The sequence below is a fragment of the Thalassococcus arenae genome, assembly GCF_019104745.1.
In the GTDB taxonomy this organism is placed as follows: domain Bacteria; phylum Pseudomonadota; class Alphaproteobacteria; order Rhodobacterales; family Rhodobacteraceae; genus Thalassococcus_B; species Thalassococcus_B arenae.
Window position 1 is genome coordinate 1,397,912 of the sequence record NZ_JAHRWL010000001.1, and the last position, 18,518, is coordinate 1,416,429.

General features: G+C 64.2%; 18 protein-coding genes. 4 read left to right on the plus strand and 14 right to left on the minus strand.

What is annotated here, in order from left to right:
- Positions 1-9: 9 nt before the first annotated feature.
- The 7 genes from addA to regB all read right to left on the minus strand — a co-directional run bounded on the left by addA (position 10) and on the right by regB (position 11,386).
- Positions 10-3,366 (minus strand): double-strand break repair helicase AddA, encoded by a 3,357-nt coding sequence (gene addA, locus KUH32_RS06945; protein ID WP_217777309.1) that lies wholly within the window; start codon positions 3,364-3,366, stop codon positions 10-12.
- Positions 3,363-6,290 (minus strand): double-strand break repair protein AddB, encoded by a 2,928-nt coding sequence (gene addB / locus KUH32_RS06950; RefSeq protein ID WP_217777310.1) that lies wholly within the window; start codon positions 6,288-6,290, stop codon positions 3,363-3,365. Before addB ends, addA begins: the two co-directional genes overlap by 4 nt.
- Positions 6,283-6,957: a nucleotidyltransferase family protein gene (locus tag KUH32_RS06955; protein ID WP_348541093.1), complete on the minus strand. Its 675-nt coding sequence runs from the start codon at positions 6,955-6,957 to the stop codon at positions 6,283-6,285. Before KUH32_RS06955 ends, addB begins: the two co-directional genes overlap by 8 nt.
- A complete protein-coding gene (locus KUH32_RS06960; RefSeq protein ID WP_217777311.1) occupies positions 6,942-7,910 on the minus strand; it encodes an aminoglycoside phosphotransferase family protein in 969 nt (322 codons plus the stop codon). Before KUH32_RS06960 ends, KUH32_RS06955 begins: the two co-directional genes overlap by 16 nt.
- Positions 7,907-8,374 (minus strand): tRNA (adenosine(37)-N6)-threonylcarbamoyltransferase complex ATPase subunit type 1 TsaE, encoded by a 468-nt coding sequence (tsaE, locus tag KUH32_RS06965; protein WP_217777312.1) that lies wholly within the window; start codon positions 8,372-8,374, stop codon positions 7,907-7,909. Before tsaE ends, KUH32_RS06960 begins: the two co-directional genes overlap by 4 nt.
- A gap of 41 nt (positions 8,375-8,415) precedes the next feature.
- Complete coding sequence (locus tag KUH32_RS06970; protein WP_348541094.1) at positions 8,416-9,801, minus strand: PAS-domain containing protein; 1,386 nt, start codon at positions 9,799-9,801, stop codon at positions 8,416-8,418.
- Between the two features lie 193 nt (positions 9,802-9,994).
- Complete coding sequence (regB, locus tag KUH32_RS06975; protein ID WP_217777314.1) at positions 9,995-11,386, minus strand: sensor histidine kinase RegB; 1,392 nt, start codon at positions 11,384-11,386, stop codon at positions 9,995-9,997.
- Positions 11,387-11,462: 76 nt separating this feature from the next.
- On the opposite strand from regB, the gene KUH32_RS06980 reads away from it, so the two are divergent.
- Both KUH32_RS06980 and KUH32_RS06985 read left to right on the plus strand, forming a co-directional pair.
- On the plus strand, positions 11,463-12,080 hold the full coding sequence (locus tag KUH32_RS06980) for an SCO family protein (protein WP_217777315.1): 618 nt from the start codon (positions 11,463-11,465) through the stop codon (positions 12,078-12,080).
- Between the two features lie 83 nt (positions 12,081-12,163).
- Positions 12,164-12,715, plus strand: a complete 552-nt coding sequence (locus KUH32_RS06985; protein ID WP_217777316.1) for an ActR/PrrA/RegA family redox response regulator transcription factor — start codon at positions 12,164-12,166, stop codon at positions 12,713-12,715.
- Positions 12,716-12,730: 15 nt separating this feature from the next.
- Here the strand turns inward: KUH32_RS06985 and KUH32_RS06990 are convergent, their stop codons facing one another.
- The 4 genes from KUH32_RS06990 to KUH32_RS07005 all read right to left on the minus strand — a co-directional run bounded on the left by KUH32_RS06990 (position 12,731) and on the right by KUH32_RS07005 (position 15,158).
- A complete protein-coding gene (locus KUH32_RS06990; RefSeq protein ID WP_217777317.1) occupies positions 12,731-13,249 on the minus strand; it encodes a GNAT family N-acetyltransferase in 519 nt (172 codons plus the stop codon).
- The gene (locus tag KUH32_RS06995) at positions 13,246-13,719 is read right to left on the minus strand and encodes a GNAT family N-acetyltransferase (RefSeq protein WP_217777318.1); all 474 of its coding nucleotides are present in this window, start codon (positions 13,717-13,719) and stop codon (positions 13,246-13,248) included. Before KUH32_RS06995 ends, KUH32_RS06990 begins: the two co-directional genes overlap by 4 nt.
- Positions 13,716-14,279: an HD domain-containing protein gene (locus tag KUH32_RS07000; RefSeq protein ID WP_217778347.1), complete on the minus strand. Its 564-nt coding sequence runs from the start codon at positions 14,277-14,279 to the stop codon at positions 13,716-13,718. The genes KUH32_RS06995 and KUH32_RS07000 overlap by 4 nt, the downstream gene beginning before the upstream one ends.
- 99 nt (positions 14,280-14,378) lie before the next feature.
- Positions 14,379-15,158, minus strand: a complete 780-nt coding sequence (locus tag KUH32_RS07005) for an FkbM family methyltransferase (protein WP_217777319.1) — start codon at positions 15,156-15,158, stop codon at positions 14,379-14,381.
- Positions 15,159-15,260: 102 nt separating this feature from the next.
- On the opposite strand from KUH32_RS07005, the gene ahcY reads away from it, so the two are divergent.
- Together ahcY and KUH32_RS07015 are read left to right on the plus strand one after the other, a co-directional pair.
- Positions 15,261-16,649, plus strand: a complete 1,389-nt coding sequence (ahcY, locus tag KUH32_RS07010; protein ID WP_217777320.1) for an adenosylhomocysteinase — start codon at positions 15,261-15,263, stop codon at positions 16,647-16,649.
- Positions 16,650-16,806: 157 nt separating this feature from the next.
- Positions 16,807-17,148, plus strand: coding sequence for a DUF2853 family protein (locus KUH32_RS07015; RefSeq protein WP_217777321.1), 342 nt, complete (start codon positions 16,807-16,809; stop codon positions 17,146-17,148).
- Between the two features lie 219 nt (positions 17,149-17,367).
- Here KUH32_RS07015 and KUH32_RS07020 read toward each other — a convergent pair whose 3' ends face one another.
- From KUH32_RS07020 to KUH32_RS07030, 3 genes are all read right to left on the minus strand, one after another.
- Positions 17,368-17,763, minus strand: a complete 396-nt coding sequence (locus KUH32_RS07020) for a DUF1761 domain-containing protein (RefSeq protein WP_217777322.1) — start codon at positions 17,761-17,763, stop codon at positions 17,368-17,370.
- A 62-nt stretch (positions 17,764-17,825) separates the two neighbouring features.
- Positions 17,826-18,245, minus strand: coding sequence for an EVE domain-containing protein (locus KUH32_RS07025; protein WP_217777323.1), 420 nt, complete (start codon positions 18,243-18,245; stop codon positions 17,826-17,828).
- Positions 18,242-18,517 carry a YciI family protein gene (locus KUH32_RS07030; protein ID WP_217777324.1) on the minus strand — a complete coding sequence of 92 codons (276 nt, stop codon included), beginning with the start codon at positions 18,515-18,517 and terminating at the stop codon, positions 18,242-18,244. The genes KUH32_RS07025 and KUH32_RS07030 overlap by 4 nt, the downstream gene beginning before the upstream one ends.
- Position 18,518: the final 1 nt, after the last annotated feature.

Sequence of the window (18,518 nt, forward strand, 5' to 3'; positions counted from 1 at the left end):
AGGCCAGCGTCAAGATGCGGCGGCCCGCGCCAAGGCTTGTGTCACAAGATCGTGCGGCAGCGGCATGTAGTGGCGGTTTGCCGTCCAAAGCAAGGCTGTTTGAACCGGGCGGTCCGGATAGATCTGAGCCAGCGCTGCGGCATAGGCGCCCATCTGCCGCAACAGGCCTTCGGGCACCGTATCGGGTGTCTCGGGCACGACGCGGTTGGTCTTGAAATCCACCGCGACGACTTGTTCGGGCGTCACGATCAGCCGGTCGATCACGCCGTGGATCCGGCCAAGCTCCGGCAGATCGGCGGTGATCGGCACTTCGGCAAGCGTTCCGGGCGCGAAGACGTTCTTCAAGTCGGGATCGGCGATGATCGACAGCACCTCGGCCACCAACGCGGCCTGGTCCGCCGTTTCGTCGATCAGTTTCGAAGCGGCCTGAGTGCGCAGGTGCCCGGGCAAGGCCGGCAGTGCTTCGAGCAATCGGTGAATCGCCGTGCCGCGCGCTTTCGCGGCCTCGGAGTCGTCGCCTTCGTCGCCCGGCAACGCCTTGGCGCCACCAAGATCGGAAGGCGACCGGATCACGATCCCTGCCGATACGGGCGGTGCGGCGCGCGCCAGGTCATCCGGCAGCGACACGTCCGGACTGGCCGTTTCGGCCGAGCGGACCACCGGCAAAGCCGCTGCATCGCCGGACGACAGGCCAAGTCCCATGCCAGAGCCGAACGAACCGAAATCGAAGGCTTCCGGCGAGGCCCCGACCCGTTGCATCCCGTCCGCGACCTGGTTGTACCAACAGGTTTCGGACTTGGTTTCGCCCGCAGCAGCGACGATCAGCCATTTCTCGGCGCGTGTCATTGCCACGTAAAGCAGCCGGTCGCGTTCGCGTTGAGCCGCCGTCATGGCGTGCTCCAGCAGTTCGGACTGCCGCTGTGGCATCGTCTCTTTCTTCTGTTTCCACATCACGCGCTCGGAATCGCCCAGCAAGGCGGCGCGGTGGGTTTCACGGGTGTCGGCGCAATCCGGCAGGATCACGACCGGCGCCTCGAGCCCCTTGGCGCCATGCACCGTCATCACCCGCACCCGTTCGCCCCCGGCATCGGGTGCGCGTTTAATCGTCAGGTCGTCGGTCTGCATCCATTGCAGAAACCCGGTCAAAGAGGGGATGTCCGATTGCTCGTAGGCCAGGGCTTGTTGCAGCAGCGCGTTGATTCCGTCCTCGGCCTCGGGGCCCAGGCGTCCGATCAGGCGGGGACGCCCATGGTGTCGGGTCAGGATGCGTTCGATCAGGTCGTAGGGCCGAAGGTAGTCGGTGTTGTCGCGCAGGTCGTTCAAAACCGCCATCACGCCGGGAAACTCATCGGCGCGGTTGCGTAGGGCGGGCCAGAGATATCGGTCGCTGCGACGGTGGGCGAGGTCGAAAAGCGCCTGTTCGGACATCGCGAACAGCGGCGAACGCAGGGCGGCGGCAAGCGACAGGTCGTCTTCGGGCGTGGCCAGGAACCGCAGCAGTGCGGCAATGTCCTTGACCGCCAGTTCCGACATGACCTTGAGCCGGTCGGCCCCGGCAATCGGCAAACCGGCCTGTTTGCAGGCCCGAATGATTTCGACGAACAGATCCTTGCGCCTTTGCACAAGGATCAACACGTCGCCCGCCTGCATGGGCCGGGCGACCGGGTTTCCGTTGTCGTCCTCATCCGCGATCAGCGTACCAAGATCGATCTGGGCCCTGATGAAATGCGCGATGCGGTTGGCCAGGATCACGGTGTGATGCGTGCGCCCGGTGCGATCGACCGGATCGAACCAGACGCCTTCGTCTTCATCCTCGGTCACCGGTTCGACGACAGGCCAGAGATCGACGCGACCGGGCATCGCGTTCTTGAAGGCGATATGTCCCTGTTCCGGCGCAAAACCGGATTTTTCCCGACCTTCGAACGTGGCGTCGACCAGCCGCAGAATCGGCGCGGCCGACCGAAAGGAATAGGCCAGTTCCGAGCGTTGCAGCGGGGTTTCTGTGCCGTCCAGCCGAGTTTGGAATTCCGCGCGCATCCGGTCGAATTCATCCGGATCGGCCCCCTGGAACGAATAGATCGATTGCTTCTTGTCGCCGACGACGAAGATCGTTCGCCGGGTGTCCGACCGGGCACCTTCGCCCGCCGTGATCTCGGCCGCCAACCGTTCGATCACTTGCCATTGCCGCGGGCTGGTGTCCTGTGCTTCGTCGACAAGGATATGATCGATGCCGCCGTCCAGCCGGTACAGCACCCAGTCGGCGACCTTGCGATCGTTCAACAGGTCGCGGGCGCGCAGGATCAGATCGTCGAAATCCAGCCAGCCGCGACGCTGCTTCTCGGCGGCGTAGGCCGGCAGGAAGGCGTCGGCGAACCGGTGCAGGGTCAGGTCGCGCTGGAATGCGGCATGCGCGATCCTTTGCTGCCGCGCGATCAGCGCGCGTTCGGCAAGCGTTTCGATGACCGGCCAGTGCCCGGCCAGGGCACCTTCTCGTGCGCCCTTGGTGATCAGCTGCTTGTTGATCGTGCCGGACTGCGTCAGCAACGCGGCCTCGAGCGCCTGAAGACCAGCAAGGTCGGTGGATCGGACAAGGCACAGCGCCTTGCCGGTTTTCGAGTTCCATCCGCCGCCTTCGGCGATCAGCAATGCAGCGGCTTGCTGGATGAAATCCGTCTCTATTCCGGCGAAAACCGCTTGCGGTTGCGCGTCGGGAACGAAATCCGGCGGCAATCCGTAGCGGGACCGCAAGTCGTGTTCGCTCCAGGGTCGCGACAGCGTCTCGCGCCGTTCGGTCACTTCCTTCAGCAGGTTGTCCGGGTCGTCGCCGCTGACATGTGGCGCCAGGGCCGCCACCAGATGCGCCTCGGGGCCGTCTGCCATCCGTTCCAGGATCTCGGCCCGCAACAGCTGGGCCGCGCGGTCTTCCATTTCGGTGAATTGCGGCGAAACCTGCGCTTCGAGCGGAAATCGGCGCAACAGGCCCGCGCAAAAGGAGTGGATGGTCTGGATCCGCAGACCGCCCGGCGTTTCGATCGCGCGGGCGAACAGGGTGCGCGCGCGCCGCAGCGCCTCGGCGTTCGGTCGGGCATCGGCGCCCAATTCCGCCAGGCGGCTGGCGAGGTCGTCGTCAGCGCGCATCGCCCAATCGCCCAACCGCTTGAACAGCCGGTTCTGCATCTCGGTCGCGGCGGCCTTGGTGTAGGTCAGGCACAAAATGTGTTCCGGCAGCACGCCATCCAGCAGCAGCCGCGCGACCCGGTCGGTCAGCACGCGGGTCTTGCCCGATCCGGCATTGGCAGACAGCCAGGTCGAGGCATCGGGGCGGGCGGCGTCGATCTGCCGTTGCGTGGCGTCGTGGCGGGTCATTCCAAGCCCTCGCGACGCGGTTTCGCCGTGACATTCCATTCGCCGAAACGGGACAGGTGGTCGAAATCCGAACTGTCCGTGTCCTTGAGCATGGCACGGCGCGCCGTATAGCCTTGATCGGGGTCGTCATAGGCCGCGATCAGCTTGGCGAAATCGCTCCAGGTCTCGTGCGGCGGCATGTCTTCCAGCGGCGCAGGCACCTCGCGCGGATCGCCTGCGGCAAGCTGGATGAATACCGCCTCGGCCACCGGGGCAGGACCGATATCGGCGAAGCCGCCCAAGGTGCCGATCGCTGCTTCTAGCAGGAGTTGTTTGTCAAACTTCTGCTGCTGGGGTCCGGTGGGCGCCTTGCCCGTCTTGTAATCGTAGATATGCAAGGCGCCATCGGCGTCGATGTCGATCCTGTCGGCCTTGGCGGTCAGGGTGAAGCCCGATGGCAACGACGCGGCGCCGCGGGTCTCGAAATAGGCGGGGCGGGCGCGGGACTGGCGGGCGCGTTCGGTGTCGCAGAACCATTCGGCGGCGGTCGACAGGCGGGCCAACCACAGATGGCGCTGCACCGGAAAGGGCAGTTGCACGGGGTCTTCCAGGATGGCCGCGGCATGGATCAACAGCTGCTCGGGCGTAAGTTGCGCCGGATCAGAGACGGTGTCTCTCACGAAGCGGTCAAGGATCTCGTGGGTGAGGATACCGCGCATGAGCGCGTCCGGTGCACGGTGCAGCGGATCAAGCGGTTTCAGTCGCAAGATTCGGCGCGCATAGATGTGGTAGGGGTCCCGCACAAGCCGCTTGATGTCGGTGACCGGCAATTCGCGCGGCCGGGCCGCGACCGGCGGCACCGGCGAAGGGCGCGGCGCGGGGTCGGCAGGCCACGGTCGTTCCAGTGCCCGGGCATAACCCAGCCATGTGTCACCCCGGCCGCGCATCGCGCCAAGGGCGTCGCGCCCGCCGCGATCTTCCAGCCCGTTCATCAGGTTGGTCAGCCGGTTGAGCCATCGGGCCGGCACGGTTTCCGCTTCGTCCGATTTCAGGGACCGGGTGAACCAGACCTCGCGCGCGGCGGCGGCCTGCTGGAAATCATGCGCCGAAAGCCCGATCCTGCGTTCGGGCAGCAACAGGCCGACCTGGTGCCGCATCCGCCGGTTCAGCCAGGGATCGGCGGCAGGCGGTTCAGGCCAGCTGCCTTCGTTGAGCCCGCCCAGGATCACCAGGTCCGCACCCATGACGCGGGCCTCCAGCGTGCCCCAGATCAGGATATTCGGATGCGGCGCGTCGCGTTCGCGGATCACCGCATCGGACAGAACCGCGCCGAACAGATCGGCATAGTCGCGGGCGGTCATGGCCGGTGCATAGCCGGCGTTGCGGCGCAGCGCATCGACAACCCCGGCCACCTCTCGGCCGGCTTGGCCTTGCCACGGGCCGGCGCCTGCGCCGTCGGTCCCGCCAGAGATCCGGTTTGCCAGGGCGATGTGGGTTTCCAGCAAAGCATCGACCGGGATCGAACCGTCGATCTGCCTGTCGCAGAAACACGCGATCACCCAGTTTGCCCAATCGACGCAGCCGCGATCTTCGGCCCAGGCACGGATCAGACCCGGATCGGGATAGGGCCAGGCGCGGCGCCGGATCGTCAATTCCAGTTCGCGCGTGTTCAGCAGGTGCGCCCCGCGGTTGTCGTCATTGTGGGTCAGCGGGTGCTTGAGCAATGTCAGCAGCGACTCGGCCGTCAGTCGGTTGTGCAACAATGCCGCGACATGCCGCAGGAACCGACCCGGAGGCGATAGTTGCGCAGGCATCCCGGCGCTGTCATCCGGCACGATGCCCCAGCGATCCAGTGCGGACGTCACCTGCCGAGTCAGCATCCGGTCCGGCGTGATCAGTGCGGCGCGGGTGCCGTCCTCGGCGGCGCGGCGCAGGCGCATCGCGATCGCCAGCGCCTCGTCCCGGACCGAGGGCGCCTCGACAAGGGTTGCATTTGCCATGGCGGTCTGCAGATCGGGCAGGGACGGGCCTTCGGTCAGCCATTGGTGCGTCACCGGCGCCGGGCGCAATGCCAGAGACAACACACGGTTGCGGCTGGGATCGGGGGCAGGGACATCCGCCCATGTGGGCACGGTTTCCGGATCGATGTCGAGGTCACGCAACAGCTTGGCAAAGCGGTATTGCGGATGGTCTTCGCTGTTCAGCGCGTCGCTCAGACTGGCCCAGACCGGCCCCGGCAGATCGGTGTCGAAACCCGGCAGAACCAGGGCACCCTGCGGCAGACGTGACACCGCTTGCATGAACCGGGCGGTCGTACCCCGTGACCCGGTCGACCCGGCGACGATTACGGGATGGGTCGGGGGATGGTTTTCCCAGCGGTTCAGTCTCTGCTCCAGCGCTATTCGGTTGAACGCTTGCGCGTCTGGCTGGGCATCGGTGTCGAAATAGTGTTGCACGATGGACAGAAAGGACAGGGCCCGTTGCCAGTGGCCGGATTCGTCCGACACGTCCAGCGCCGCGACCGTGCCGGGTACGACGCCTTCGCCCTGCATTTCATCCATCAGTGATGCAAGGCTGTCGGCCAGATCGTAGATCGACGACCGGGGCGCAAGATCGGGATCGGCCTCGAGCAGTTTCTGAACAAGCGCCACCAGTTCCAGCCGCCGTTGCAGAGGCGGAACCGGTGGCGTCAGTTGTGCCTGCGTCTCGGGGTCGGACAGATCGGTCACCAGCCGGATCCGCGGCAAGAACCCCGCCGCCCCGGAATCGAAGACCGCCCGAATGCGGCGCGCCATGCGCTCGGTGCTGACGTAAAGCTCGATGCGGGCCATTGCCTCGGGCGGGTGGTCGCGCAGCCGGTCGCGCAGGCCCTGCACCAGAGCCTGACCGAAATCGACGCCCGGGCGCAGCGCGAAGACGCGCGGGGTGTCGCCGGGTTCAAACATCGCCGCGCAAAACCGCTTCGGCCAGGGCGATGCCATCCGGATTGCCGACATCGCACCAGCGGCCGGGATAGACGACACCGCGCAGGCGGCCCGACCGCGCGATGTCGTCCCAGACGCGGTTCAGCGAAAAGGCCGCATCGGTGATCGCGGACACCGCGTCCGTCCGCAGGATTTGCGCGCCCGTGTAGACAAGCTCACCCCCGCGTTTCAGTCGTTTTTCCGTGTCGAGCGAAAAGTCACCGCCGCCACTGCGCCCCAGGGCGCGGGCGAGGGGGACGCAAAGCAGCAGCGCGTCGGCATCCGCGCCGGCCCACGCATCGCGCAGCACGTCGAGCGGGTTCGGTCCGTCCCAGATCGCATCGGTGTTCAGCGTGAAGACCGGGTTGGCGCTCAACAGCGGCAGTGCGGTCTTCAGCCCGCCGCCGGTGTCCAGGATGTCGGGTGCTTCGACAGAAACGGAAACGCCGCGCCCGTCCAGATGCGCAACGATCTGGTCCGCGAGGTAATGCGCGTTGACCACCTTGCGAGGAACGGTGGCGCATAGTGCCAGCGCGTGATCCAACAAGGCTCGCCCCGCGACCGGGATCAGCGGTTTGGGTATGGCGTCGGTCAACGGGCGCATCCGAGTGCCGAAGCCCGCGGCGAAGAGCATCACGGCATCGGGCACGGTGTTCGCAGCCTTTCCAGATGGTCGGATGACGGAGCCGGCAGGGCATCGGCGAGAACCGATGCGACATCCGCCAAGGCCGGATGGCGCAGATCGGTCTGAAGATGCGCCCAGACACGCGGAATCAGGTCGATGTAATGTGGTTTTCCCCGCTGGCGGGCGAGGCGCGCAAAGACGCCAAGGATGCGCAGGTTGCGTTGCGCACCCTGAACCGCCAACGCCGCGCGAAAGCGGGCCTGGTCAAGCCCGGTATGCTCGAGATAGTGCCGGACCGCGGCCTCCGCCGTTTCGGGCAAGACGTCACGACGGGCGTCTTGCAGCAGCGACACCAGGTCGTAGGCGCGGTGCCCCTGCAGCGCGTCCTGGAAATCCAGCAACCCGGCCCGGGCCGGGCCTGTGCGTCCGGGCAAGTACAGGATGTTCTCGGCGTGGTAGTCGCGCAGGATCATCACGTCGGTATCCCGGGCATGCCGTTCCAATGCGGTCGCCAAGGCGTCGATGCATCGTTTTTTCCGGTCCTCCGCCGTGGTTTCGGCGTAGTGGTCGAAGGCAAGGTCCGTCATGGCGGCCAGTGTTGCCGGATCTGCCTTCGGAAGATCGGGTGGCGGGTGCCGATGCAGAGCGAGAAGCGCATCAGTTGCGCAGAGATAGAGCCGCATTTCGCTTTCCGGATCGCTTGCCAGCCTGGCCAGCAAACCGTCACCCAGATCTTCGATCAGCAGCAGACCTGCGGCGGCGTCCATCGCCAGGATGCGAGGAGCACTCAAGCCCAGCGAAGTCAGGTGGCGGGACAGCCGGGCGAAGTGCGCGACGTCGCCTTCGGGATCCTGCATGAGTATCGCGCTGGTATCGCCCTTCCGCAGCCTGGTGTAGCGGCGCGCCGAGGCATCGCCGGCCAGCTGTTCCTGTCTGGCTCTGTCCCAACCGGCGGATGCGAGGAACGCCGCGTTCATGCGGCAAGCTCCGGCACGCCGTCCCAGCGAGGGTGGGACCAGTTGAGCGTCACATCCCGGGTTTCTTCGCCAGTCACGCTGAAGTCCAGCCGCAGCGCCGAGTCCGGCGCCAGCCCGTCAAGACGATCGGGCCATTCGACAAGGCAGATCGCGGTGTCGAACGCGTCGACCAGCCCCAGTTCGACGATCTCGTCGATTCCGGACAGGCGATAGAGATCGGCGTGCCAAAGCGGACCGTGCCGTGTGTCATAGACCTGAACCAGCGTGTAGGTCGGCGACGGAACGTCTTCGGGTTCGTGTAGCAGCGACTGGATCAGGCAGCGGGCGAAATGGGTTTTCCCCGCGCCGATGCTGCCACCCAGCAACAGCACGTCGCCGGCGCGCAGCCGCTGCCCGATGGCGGCAGCCAAGGCGCAGGTGGCTTCGGGGTCGGACAAGTGCGATGTCAGGGAACGCGCCGGCATGGCGCGCAGATTATCGCCCTGTCAGGGGGCTGCAAGCCGGTTCAGACGGTTTCCACCCGATCGGAAGGGACCGTGGCGTTGCGCGCAGTGATTTCGGTGAACCGCACCAGGGTGGCCCCGGCGATCAGCGGTTCTACCCGGCACAGCAGCCGCGCGCCGGTCTTGTGCGCAACCTCGGATTCCCATTGAACGCGGTCGGTCAGGATCGTCACGAATTCGCGGATTTCGCCCCAGATCGGGCTGGGCTGGCAGGCCTGTTGCCAAATCTGGGTCGCGTCGCCGATCGTGGTGTCGGCAAAGGCGCTGTCTGGATCGGTTTGCCAAAGTTCGCGATAGGCTTCGTTGCAGAAGGTCAGCACGCCCAATTGGGAAAACACCGCCACCGGATCCTCCAGCGTCTCGATGACCGCCTGGCTGAGTTCGAGTTCGGACCGGAATTGCCGTGTCAACGTGATCTCGGAGCTGATGTCTTCCATCAGGAAGGCAACGGCGCCGTCCGGGTGCGGTCGACCGGTGATCTTGTAGGTCAGGCCCGAGGGCAGGTTCCACGTCTCGCAGTACCGATCGTCTCGGGCGGCATCGACCACATCGCTGAGCTGTACGCGCCAGGATTGATAGTTCTTCGGCTCCGGCATGATGCGTTTGTCGCGCATGTGGTCGAAGAAGCTCATCAGGTTGGGCCGGCCGCTGAGAAAACCGACCGGAAGGCTGGTCAGGTCGACAAGCGCGGGATTGAACAGAACCAGCTGCCGGTTGCGGTCGAAGACCGCGAGGCCGATGGGCAGATGGGCAAAGGTCTTGGTCAGGGTCTGCACGAAGTTGCGTTGTGCGATCTCGGCTTCGATGACGGTGTCGATCGCATGGGCGAAATGATGGAATTCGCCATCCTCCAGCGCATGTGTGGTCACCTCGAACCAGCGAGCCTTGCCGTCGATGGTCAGCGCCACCCGCGTGGCGTCCGCCGCGCCCTTGTCGGTGCGGGTCAGATCGAACGGGCATTCCGTTTCCGGATCTTGTCCCAGTCCGAAACAGACCGCATCGTACGCCGCATTGCGCCACACCGTGCGCCCGTCAGCCGTGCTCCGCCAGGCCGGCGATGGCATGATGTCGGCCGCGGCCCTGAGATGGGACAGCAGGCATTGGTCGACAGCCAACCGATGGCGGTCGCCCGGGGTCAATGGCGGTGCTTCGAGAACCATCCGTATCATGCCACCGACAGGCACGCAGCGAAGCTGCACATCGGGATCGTCCGCCGCGGCAAAGGTGCCGGCCTGTTGCGGCATTGCCGCCGGAAGGGTCGGAAACCGCGGTTCGAGGATCCGGTACAACGCCGCCCAATCGGTTTCCGGCCGCAGACCGGTCGGAAGCAGGGATTCGGCTGCCGGGGTGCAATGGATGACCACGCCGTCGCCTAGCAGGAACGCCACTTCGTCATCCGGCCGAGCCTCTGGCATGGGCGAGCGTGTGTGTCGGCCTGGCCGGGAGAACACCGAAAGGGCAAGCGCGACAAAACCCGCACCGGCTCCAAGCCCCATGGCCATCCACTCGGACATGCAGAACCCTCCGTTCCTGTACCGAAACGGCTAGTCAATCGGAGTTAAACACGGGTTAACGAACCTGTTAAACTTCGATCGGACGGTTCTCGCCCAACGCGGTTCCGTGGCTTGCTGCCTCGGACACGATCTTTTCGCGCGGCCAAACCACCTCGACGATGGCTCCGCGCCGCTCGAGCGTTTCGGTTGAAAAAGGGTCGGACCCGTTGGCAAAGCTCAGCTGTGCGCCGGTACGTTCAAGCAGCGTCTTCGCAATGAACAGACCCAGCCCCATGCCCTCGTATTCCGGGCGCGTCTTGCGGTCGGTTTCGGACCGGCGCTTGCGGACGAAGGGATCGCCGATGCGTCCGATCAGGTGCGGCGGGAACCCACGCCCGTCGTCGAGGATGCGCACCGACACGATATCGTCTGTCCAGAGCGCCTCGATCCAGATGGTGGACCGTGCGAAGTCCACCGCGTTCTGCACGAGGTTGCGCATGCCATGGATGATCTCGGGTCTGCGCAGGATCATCGGCTGCGCGGCGTCGCCTCCCGGACCGATGGCCAGTTCGATCAGGATTTCCTTTCCGCGTCCCTGGTGCGGTTCGGCGGCTTCGCGGATCACCTCGGCCAGCGGGGCTTGCCGCATGTGAAGATCGTCTTTGCCGGCGCGCCCCATCGACCGCAGGATATCTCGACAGCGGTCGGCCTGGTCACGGATCAGCCGCGCGTCCTCCTGCAATTCGGGCTTGTCGTCCAGTTCCTCGATCAGTTCCGCCGATGTCAGTTTGATGGTGGCAAGCGGCGTTCCCAGTTCATGCGCCGCGGCTGCGACGACGCCTCCGAGATCGTTCAGCTTTTGCGCCCGGGCCAGGGCCATCTGCGTCGCAGACAAAGCATCCGACATGGCATGCATTTCCCGCGAGATCCGGCGCGCATAGATCGAGATGAAGATCAACGCGATGGTGATCGCCGCCCATTGGCCAAAGACAAAGATGTCGGGCACCCGCATGATAAAACCCATGTCGGTCCGCAACGGCAGGTGATAGAACACCATGGTCGAAACCAGGACAAAGGCCGTCGTCCCCAAAAGAAGGGTCGACCGCAGGGTCAGCACCGTCGCCGATACCGTGACCGGTCCCAGAACCAGCAGCGAGAACGGGTTGTGCAGCCCGCCGGTCAGGAACAGCAGGAAACACAGTTGCAGCAGGTCGAACATGACCATCAGCAGGTTTTCGGTCTCGCTCAGGCGCTTGTTTTCCGGAAACACGGCTATCGCGATCAGGTTGCCGATCACCGACACACCGACGGCCAGGTAGCACAGGCCCAGTTCAAGCTGCAGGTTGTAAAGCCGCTGCGCTACGGTGATCGCGGTCAGTTGCCCGACGATGGCGAACCATCGCAACAGGATCATGGTGCGCAAGCGTATGAAGTTGCTGCGCCGCTGTTCCCCGAAGAATCCGAGTTCGCTGTCGGTCATGTGCGCCTTTTCGTCACTTGTGTCCGCTTTGACAATGGTTAGGTCTGATCGGGCCGGGCGCAATGGGAGAGTCGAGATGAGCCGGATTGCCGCGATTTCCGCAGGGGTTGCCGTTGTGGCGCTGTTGGGCGGTGTCTATCTTGCCGGTTTCGGCGGCGCGTCGGACCAGTTCGCCGATTGCCGCACCGGTGCCGTCGCCGGCGGCACGACGCAGATCGGCGGCCCGTTCGAATTGCTGAACGCGCAAGGCGAGACGGTAACCGATGCCGATGTCATCACCGGCCCCAGCCTGATCTATTTCGGCTATACCTTCTGCCCCGATGTCTGTCCGCTCGATACCTATCGCAACGCCGAGGCGGTCGATCTGCTCGAGGCGCAGGGGCACATGGTCACGCCGATCTTCATTTCCATCGACCCGACCCGGGACACGCCGCAGGTGGTGGGCGAATTCGCGGCCAATCTGCACGATCGGATGATCGGCTTGACCGGTTCGCCCGAACAGGTCTCGGCCGCTTCGAAGGCCTACCGCACCTATTACAAGGCACATGACGCCGAGGACGAATTCTATCTCGTCGACCATTCGACATTCACCTATCTCGTGCTGCCCGAACACGGTTTCGTCGAGTTTTTCCGCCGCGAGGTTTCGCCCCAGGAGATGGCCGACCGCGTCGCGTGCTTCGTCGACGCGGCCTGACCACATCTCATCGGTGTTTGACCGCCGCTGGGGGCGGGGCTAATACTCCTTGGGGATAAAGGCATTGCCGGGAGGAGCGGGCTTTGGCGGAACGGCTTGAAGATATCGGCGAGGACCGATCGCTGCTTTTGGTGGACGATGACGAACCGTTCCTGAGGCGACTGGCGAAAGCGATGGAAAAGCGCGGGTTCGAAGTGGAAACCGCCGCATCCGTGGCCGCTGGCACGGCCATCGCGACTGCCCGCCCGCCGGCCTTTGCCGTCGTCGATTTGCGGCTCGAAGACGGCAACGGGCTGGACGTGGTCGAAGTGCTTCGAAACAAGCGACCCGATAGCCGGGTCGTTGTGCTGACGGGCTATGGCGCGATCGCCACCGCAGTGGCTGCGGTCAAGATCGGCGCCACGGATTATCTGTCGAAACCCGCCGATGCCACCGACATCACCAACGCGCTGCTGGCCAAGAACGACGACCTGCCGCCGCCACCGGAGAACCCGATGAGCGCCGACCGCGTGCGGTGGGAACATATCCAGCGGGTCTACGAGCTGTGCGACCGCAACGTCTCGGAAACCGCGCGGCGACTGAACATGCACCGCCGGACCCTGCAACGCATCCTGGCCAAGCGCAGCCCACGCTGACATCGGTATGCCGGGTTAAAGGTCGTAGCGTTTCATGATCCGAGGGGCGATCGGGGCGTCTGCCCATGTCTTCCAGTCTTCGAAGCCACGGCTTTGGTAATATGCCAGCCCTCCGGCGTTGTCGGTGCGGATCACCGCAATGATGGCCGCATAGCCCAGTTGTCGGGCGGCGCGCCGCGAAGCGTCGAACAAGGCGGACCCGATCCCGATCCCGGTGACACCGGACCGCACATAAGTCGCAATGTCGCAACAGTCCGGCGGCAGGCCAGGATGGGGTTCGACATATTGAAAGCCCAGGATATCGCCGTGATCATCCTCGGCCACGTGCCAGGCCGATCTGTCCGGAGCGCCTTGCATCCACTTGGCGATGTCCGCCGCCGTCAGCGGTGCGCAAACCGCTGTTGTTCCACCCGCTGCCACGATCTCGTTCAGCAGAACGGCGATATCGCGGCAATCGAGCCGACCCGCGGGGCGAACCGCAAAGGGCGCGGCACCTTTTCGGGAAGGGCCGCGTCGCCTGCCGGGCACAGTCATAGCGGGAACCGCTTGACGATGCGGTCAACCGAAGTGCCGTCGGGGCGGACGTGGTCGTCCGACCAGACCTCGAAATCCCTGAACCCCATCCGGCTGTAGAAGGTCAGGCCAAGGGCGTTGTCTGCGGTGATCTTGGCCAGGATCGCGACGCCGCCGCGCGCGCGGCAATCGGCCAGGGTCTTGTCGAACAGGGCACGTCCGGCGCCGCGCACCGGGTGCTTTCTGTCGGTGAAGCTGCCGATGGAATAGAGGCCGTCGCCGACATCGAAAGCGGCCTGGAAGCCGACGATCCTGTCACCCGACAGAACGACATTCGCCACGGCGGGATCGCGGAAATACTCGGTGGCAAAGCTGTCTTTGTCGAAAGGCTCCTCATGCGCGGTGCTGCCGCCCAGGGCGATGATGTGGTTGATGATGTCAACGCAGGCGGGAACGTCGCTGCGCTGCATGTCCCGAACGGTCAGGGTCATATCGCGTCCAGCAGCGTCTGGTGGCGTGTCGTGAAATCGGTGCGCACCTCGAGCGGCGGGCGCAGACGGATCGCAAGGTCTGCGATCAGGTCGAGATCCGGCGCGCCAAAGAACTTGTCGGCTTCGGCGCGGGTGAACCCTGCGATCTGCGTCGCTTCCATCCAGGCGCTGATGCGGTCTGCCTTCTTGATCAGCTTCTTCAAGGGCGCCGGCGTGATGGCCGGCAGGCCAAAGCGGATATGCACTGCCGCGGCCAGCCGGTCGTCCAGCGCGCCGTAGGCCGGGCCGACCGCGGATTTCACCGGCGAAATCATGTCGCCAATCACGTATTCCGGAGCGTCGTGCAGCAGGGCAGTCAGCCTTGCGGCAGGCCCCGCGTTTCGCACCATCCGCGAAAAGATCTCTTCGACGAGAATGGAATGCTCGGCCACGGAATAGGCGAAATCACCCCGTGTCTGACCGTTCCAGCGGGCGACAAAGGCCAGACCGTGGGCGATGTCTTCGATCTCGATATCCATCGGCGTCGGATCGAGCAGGTCGAGCCTTCGGCCCGACAGCATCCTTTGCCAGGCGCGGGGTGTGCGTGATGGCACGGCAAGTCTCCGATTTCGGTCTTGTTTCGGCGGCAGGGTATGGACGCAACCGGGTTTGTCCAGCCTTCAGGCCAGCGCCGCCATCGGACGGAAGATCGCGTTCTTCTCGATCGCCCCGGCAAAGGTGTATTTCGCGTCGGGCGCCAGCGCATCCAGCGCAGCGATGTATTCTCGCAAATTCGCCGGCCGGTCGCCTTCCAACAGCACCAGCGGCTTGTTCGTTGCCAGCAACCGCGCGGCGCCTCGCAGCGCTTCGGTCTCGTGGCCTTCGACATCCAGGTGCAGCACCGAAACCCTGCGCGTATCGGGCACCAACGCGTCGATGGTCAGAACCGGCACCGAGATTTTTTCATGGCGTTCGCCGTCGTCTTCGTCGCGCAGGATATGCATTCCGGCGGCCAGGCTTTTCTTCTGCGCGCCGCGGCTGATCGCCAAGGGCAGGATCGATGCCTGGGCGCCGACTGCGCAGCGATGCAGGATCACCCGGTCCAGCCCGTTCAGCCGACAGGTGTAGGCCGCTGCGTCGAAGCTGTCGGGGAACGGCTCGAAGGTGTGCAGCAGCGTGCCGGGCGCCAACACCTCGTGAAGCGCCGGCAGAAAATCCCCGACAAAGGCACCCCCGGTCACGATATCTCCCGTGCCCAAATGCCGGCGCAGGAAGGCCAGCGTTTCGGGCTCGTAGACCTGTCCGGCGCGCAGCATCGTCGGCACCTCGCGCCGAAGGAAGGCACGCGGGATGCAATAGCTGCCATAGCGGTTCGACGCGAGAAGGTGGTCGACCTCGGGCGCGGGGCCGTCCGTCAGCGTGATGTGTTCCAGGTGTTCGGTCGCGACGCATTCGTTCATGCCTGCTGCACCAATTCTTTTCTTTTGCGTTGAGGGGCATCCTAGACGGTTTGCCAAGTCAAACAACTGGTGCTACCTCCGCCTTCAAACCAAGGAGTTCGCATGTCACAGGATTACGTCGTCAAGGACATCGCCCTGGCCGATTTCGGCCGCAAGGAACTGGATATCGCCGAAACCGAGATGCCCGGCCTGATGGCGTTGCGGGATGAATACGGCACCGAAAAGCCATTGAAAGGCGCACGGATCGTCGGGTCTTTGCACATGACGATCCAGACCGGCGTGCTGATCGAAACGCTGGTCGCGCTGGGTGCGGATGTCCGTTGGGCGTCGTGCAACATCTTTTCGACCCAGGATCACGCGGCGGCGGCGATCGCCCGGGCCGGTGTGCCGGTCTTCGCCGTCAAGGGGCAGTCGCTGGAAGAGCACTGGGACTATCTGGACAAGTCGTTCCTGTTCGCGGACGGCCCGAACATGATCCTCGATGACGGTGGCGATGCGACGCTCTATGTCCTGCTCGGTGCCCGTGCCGAAGCGGGCGAAGAGATCATTCCCGTGCCCACCTCCGAAGAGGAAGAGGTGATCAAGAAACAGATCGCCAAGCGGATGGCGGCTTCTCCGGGCTGGTTCACGAAAGTGCGCGACCAGATCAAGGGCGTCTCCGAAGAGACGACCACCGGGGTGCATCGCCTGTACGATCTGGTGAAGAAGGGTCAGCTTCCCTTCCCTGCGATCAACGTGAATGACAGCGTCACCAAGTCGAAATTCGACAACAAATACGGCTGCAAGGAATCCCTGGTCGACGGTATTCGCCGCGCCACCGACACCATGATGGCGGGCAAGGTCGCCGTGGTCATGGGTTACGGCGACGTCGGCAAAGGCTCGGCCGCGTCTCTGCGTGGGGCAGGTGCACGCGTGAAAGTCACCGAGGTCGACCCGATCTGCGCATTGCAGGCGGCCATGGACGGTTTCGAGGTCGTGCTGCTGGAGGATGTGGTTTCCACCGCGGATATCTTCATCACCACCACCGGCAACAAGGACGTGATCCGCATCGAGCACATGCGCGAGATGAAGGACATGGCCATCGTCGGCAACATCGGTCATTTCGACAATGAAATTCAGGTCGCCGCGCTGAAGAACCACAAGTGGACCAACATCAAGGAACAGGTGGACATGATCGAGATGCCCTCGGGCAACCGGATCATCCTGCTGTCCGAAGGACGCCTGCTGAATCTCGGCAATGCGACGGGTCATCCGTCCTTCGTGATGTCGGCCAGTTTCACCAACCAGGTTCTGGCGCAGATCGAGCTTTGGAAGAACGGCGCGAACTACGGAAACGAGGTCTACATTCTGCCCAAGCACCTCGATGAAAAGGTCGCGCGGCTGCATCTGGACCGGATCGGGGTCAAGCTGACGAAACTGGCGCCCGAACAGGCCGCCTATATCGGCGTAGCGCCCGAAGGCCCGTTCAAACCCGAGCATTACCGCTATTGAGCGCGACCCCGGAGCCTTGCGCTCCGGGGGAATTCCCGTGGCGGATTAACCATTGTTTTGCGGTCAATCTGCGGTAAGCATTGCCGCAGCGCCGGATGTTGGGTGTCCGGCGGTCTGCAATTCAACGGGTAGAACCCGAACGAGGGGAGATGTTTTCATGGGAAAACGAGACGAACTGATCGCGAAATATGCTGACGATCTGCGCAACAAGTGCGGCATGCAGCCGGACATGGACCTTCTGACCAAGGTGACCATCGGTTGCGGCCCGGCGATCTACAACGCCGATGCGTCGACCGTCGCCGCTGGCCAGGAAGGCGAGCTGGAAACCGTCAAGAACAACTTTCTCATCAAGAAGCTGGGCCTTGCAGATGGCCCGCAGCTGATGGACGCGATCAATTCGGTTATCGAGACCTATGGCCGGTCCGAGCGCAACAAGTACCGCGCGGTCGTCTACTACATGCTGACCAAGCATTTCGGCAAGGAATCCGTCTACCGCTGAGCGGTGCGATATCCTTGTGAAAGGCCTCCGGTTTCCGGGGGCCTTTTCGTTTCATTTTAGACACTCGGGATTTGCCGGATCGGCGGTTTTCGCTTAGTGTCCTCTTGTTCGCGCCAGGATGGCCGAACCCGGAATATCAGTTCACGTGTGGTGCTTGGGAGCACGTGGGGTGGCAGGGGGTTCGGACTGATCCGGGCCCCCTGTTTTTGCCAAGCTGCCTCATAGCAACGTCAACACAAGCCCCATGATCGCACAGCCGATCGTGGCATAGCCGCCGTCGATCAATGTCAGTCTGGCGGGGCGTCCGGCAAAGGCGTAATTCGTCGCGATCCACGGCGTGGCCAGGAACAGGCCGATGCCCAGACCCGAAACCAGACCCTTGCCCACCGTGTCGACGCCGGACAACGCGAAATTGTGGCGCATCATGCCGGCGACCAGGACGGCGCAGGCCAGGCTGACCACAAACGGCATCGGATTGCTGCTGTTGGCGGGCTTGCCGTCCGCGCCGACCGCAACGCCCGACGCGGCCATCCAGGGCCTGGCAAGTGCCATGTACCAGACCGCCCCGAATGCCCAAGATGCCGCCGCCGCGGCGAGAACCGAGATCAATCCCATGGTCTTTCCTCCTTCCGGTAAGGAAAGCCTGCCATGTTTCGCGGGCTCCGAATAGAAGGCTGTCAGCCCGGCAATCCGGCCATGTCGCAGATAATCTGCCACTCCGCTTTTGACACCGGTTGGACCGACAGCCGGGAATTCTTGACCAGAACCATGTCTGACAGGCGCGGATCGGCTTTGATCTGGTCCAGCGTCACCGGTGTCTTGGCGGCGTGCAGCGCCCTGATATCCACGCATTCCCAGCGGTCGTCGTCGGTCGTGCTGTCGGGATGCGCTTCGGCAATCACCTCGACCGTGCCGACCACCGCCTTTTCGCTTTGCGAATGGTAAAAGAACCCCCGATCGCCGACCGCCATCTCGCGCATGAAATTGCGGGCCTGGTAATTGCGCACACCGTCCCATTCCTCGCCCGTGTCGCCCTTGGCGACCTGCTGATCCCAGGACCAGGTCGACGGTTCGGATTTGAACAGCCAGTATCTCATCCGCCGATCACCCGTTTCCATTCGATCAACTCGACGCTGTCGAACAGGCCGGCTATTGCATACGGATCGTTGTCCGCCCAGTCCTGCGCCGCGGCCTTGTCGGAAACGTCGAGGATGATGAGCGAACCGCACATATCGCCACTGTCACCCAGCAGCGGCCCGGCCTGCGCGACCACGCCTGTCGCGTCCAGATAGTCCAGATGCGCCTGGCGCGTGTCCTTGCGGGTTTGCAGGGCGCCGGGCTTGTCCCGGGCGATCAGCGCGATCAGCATG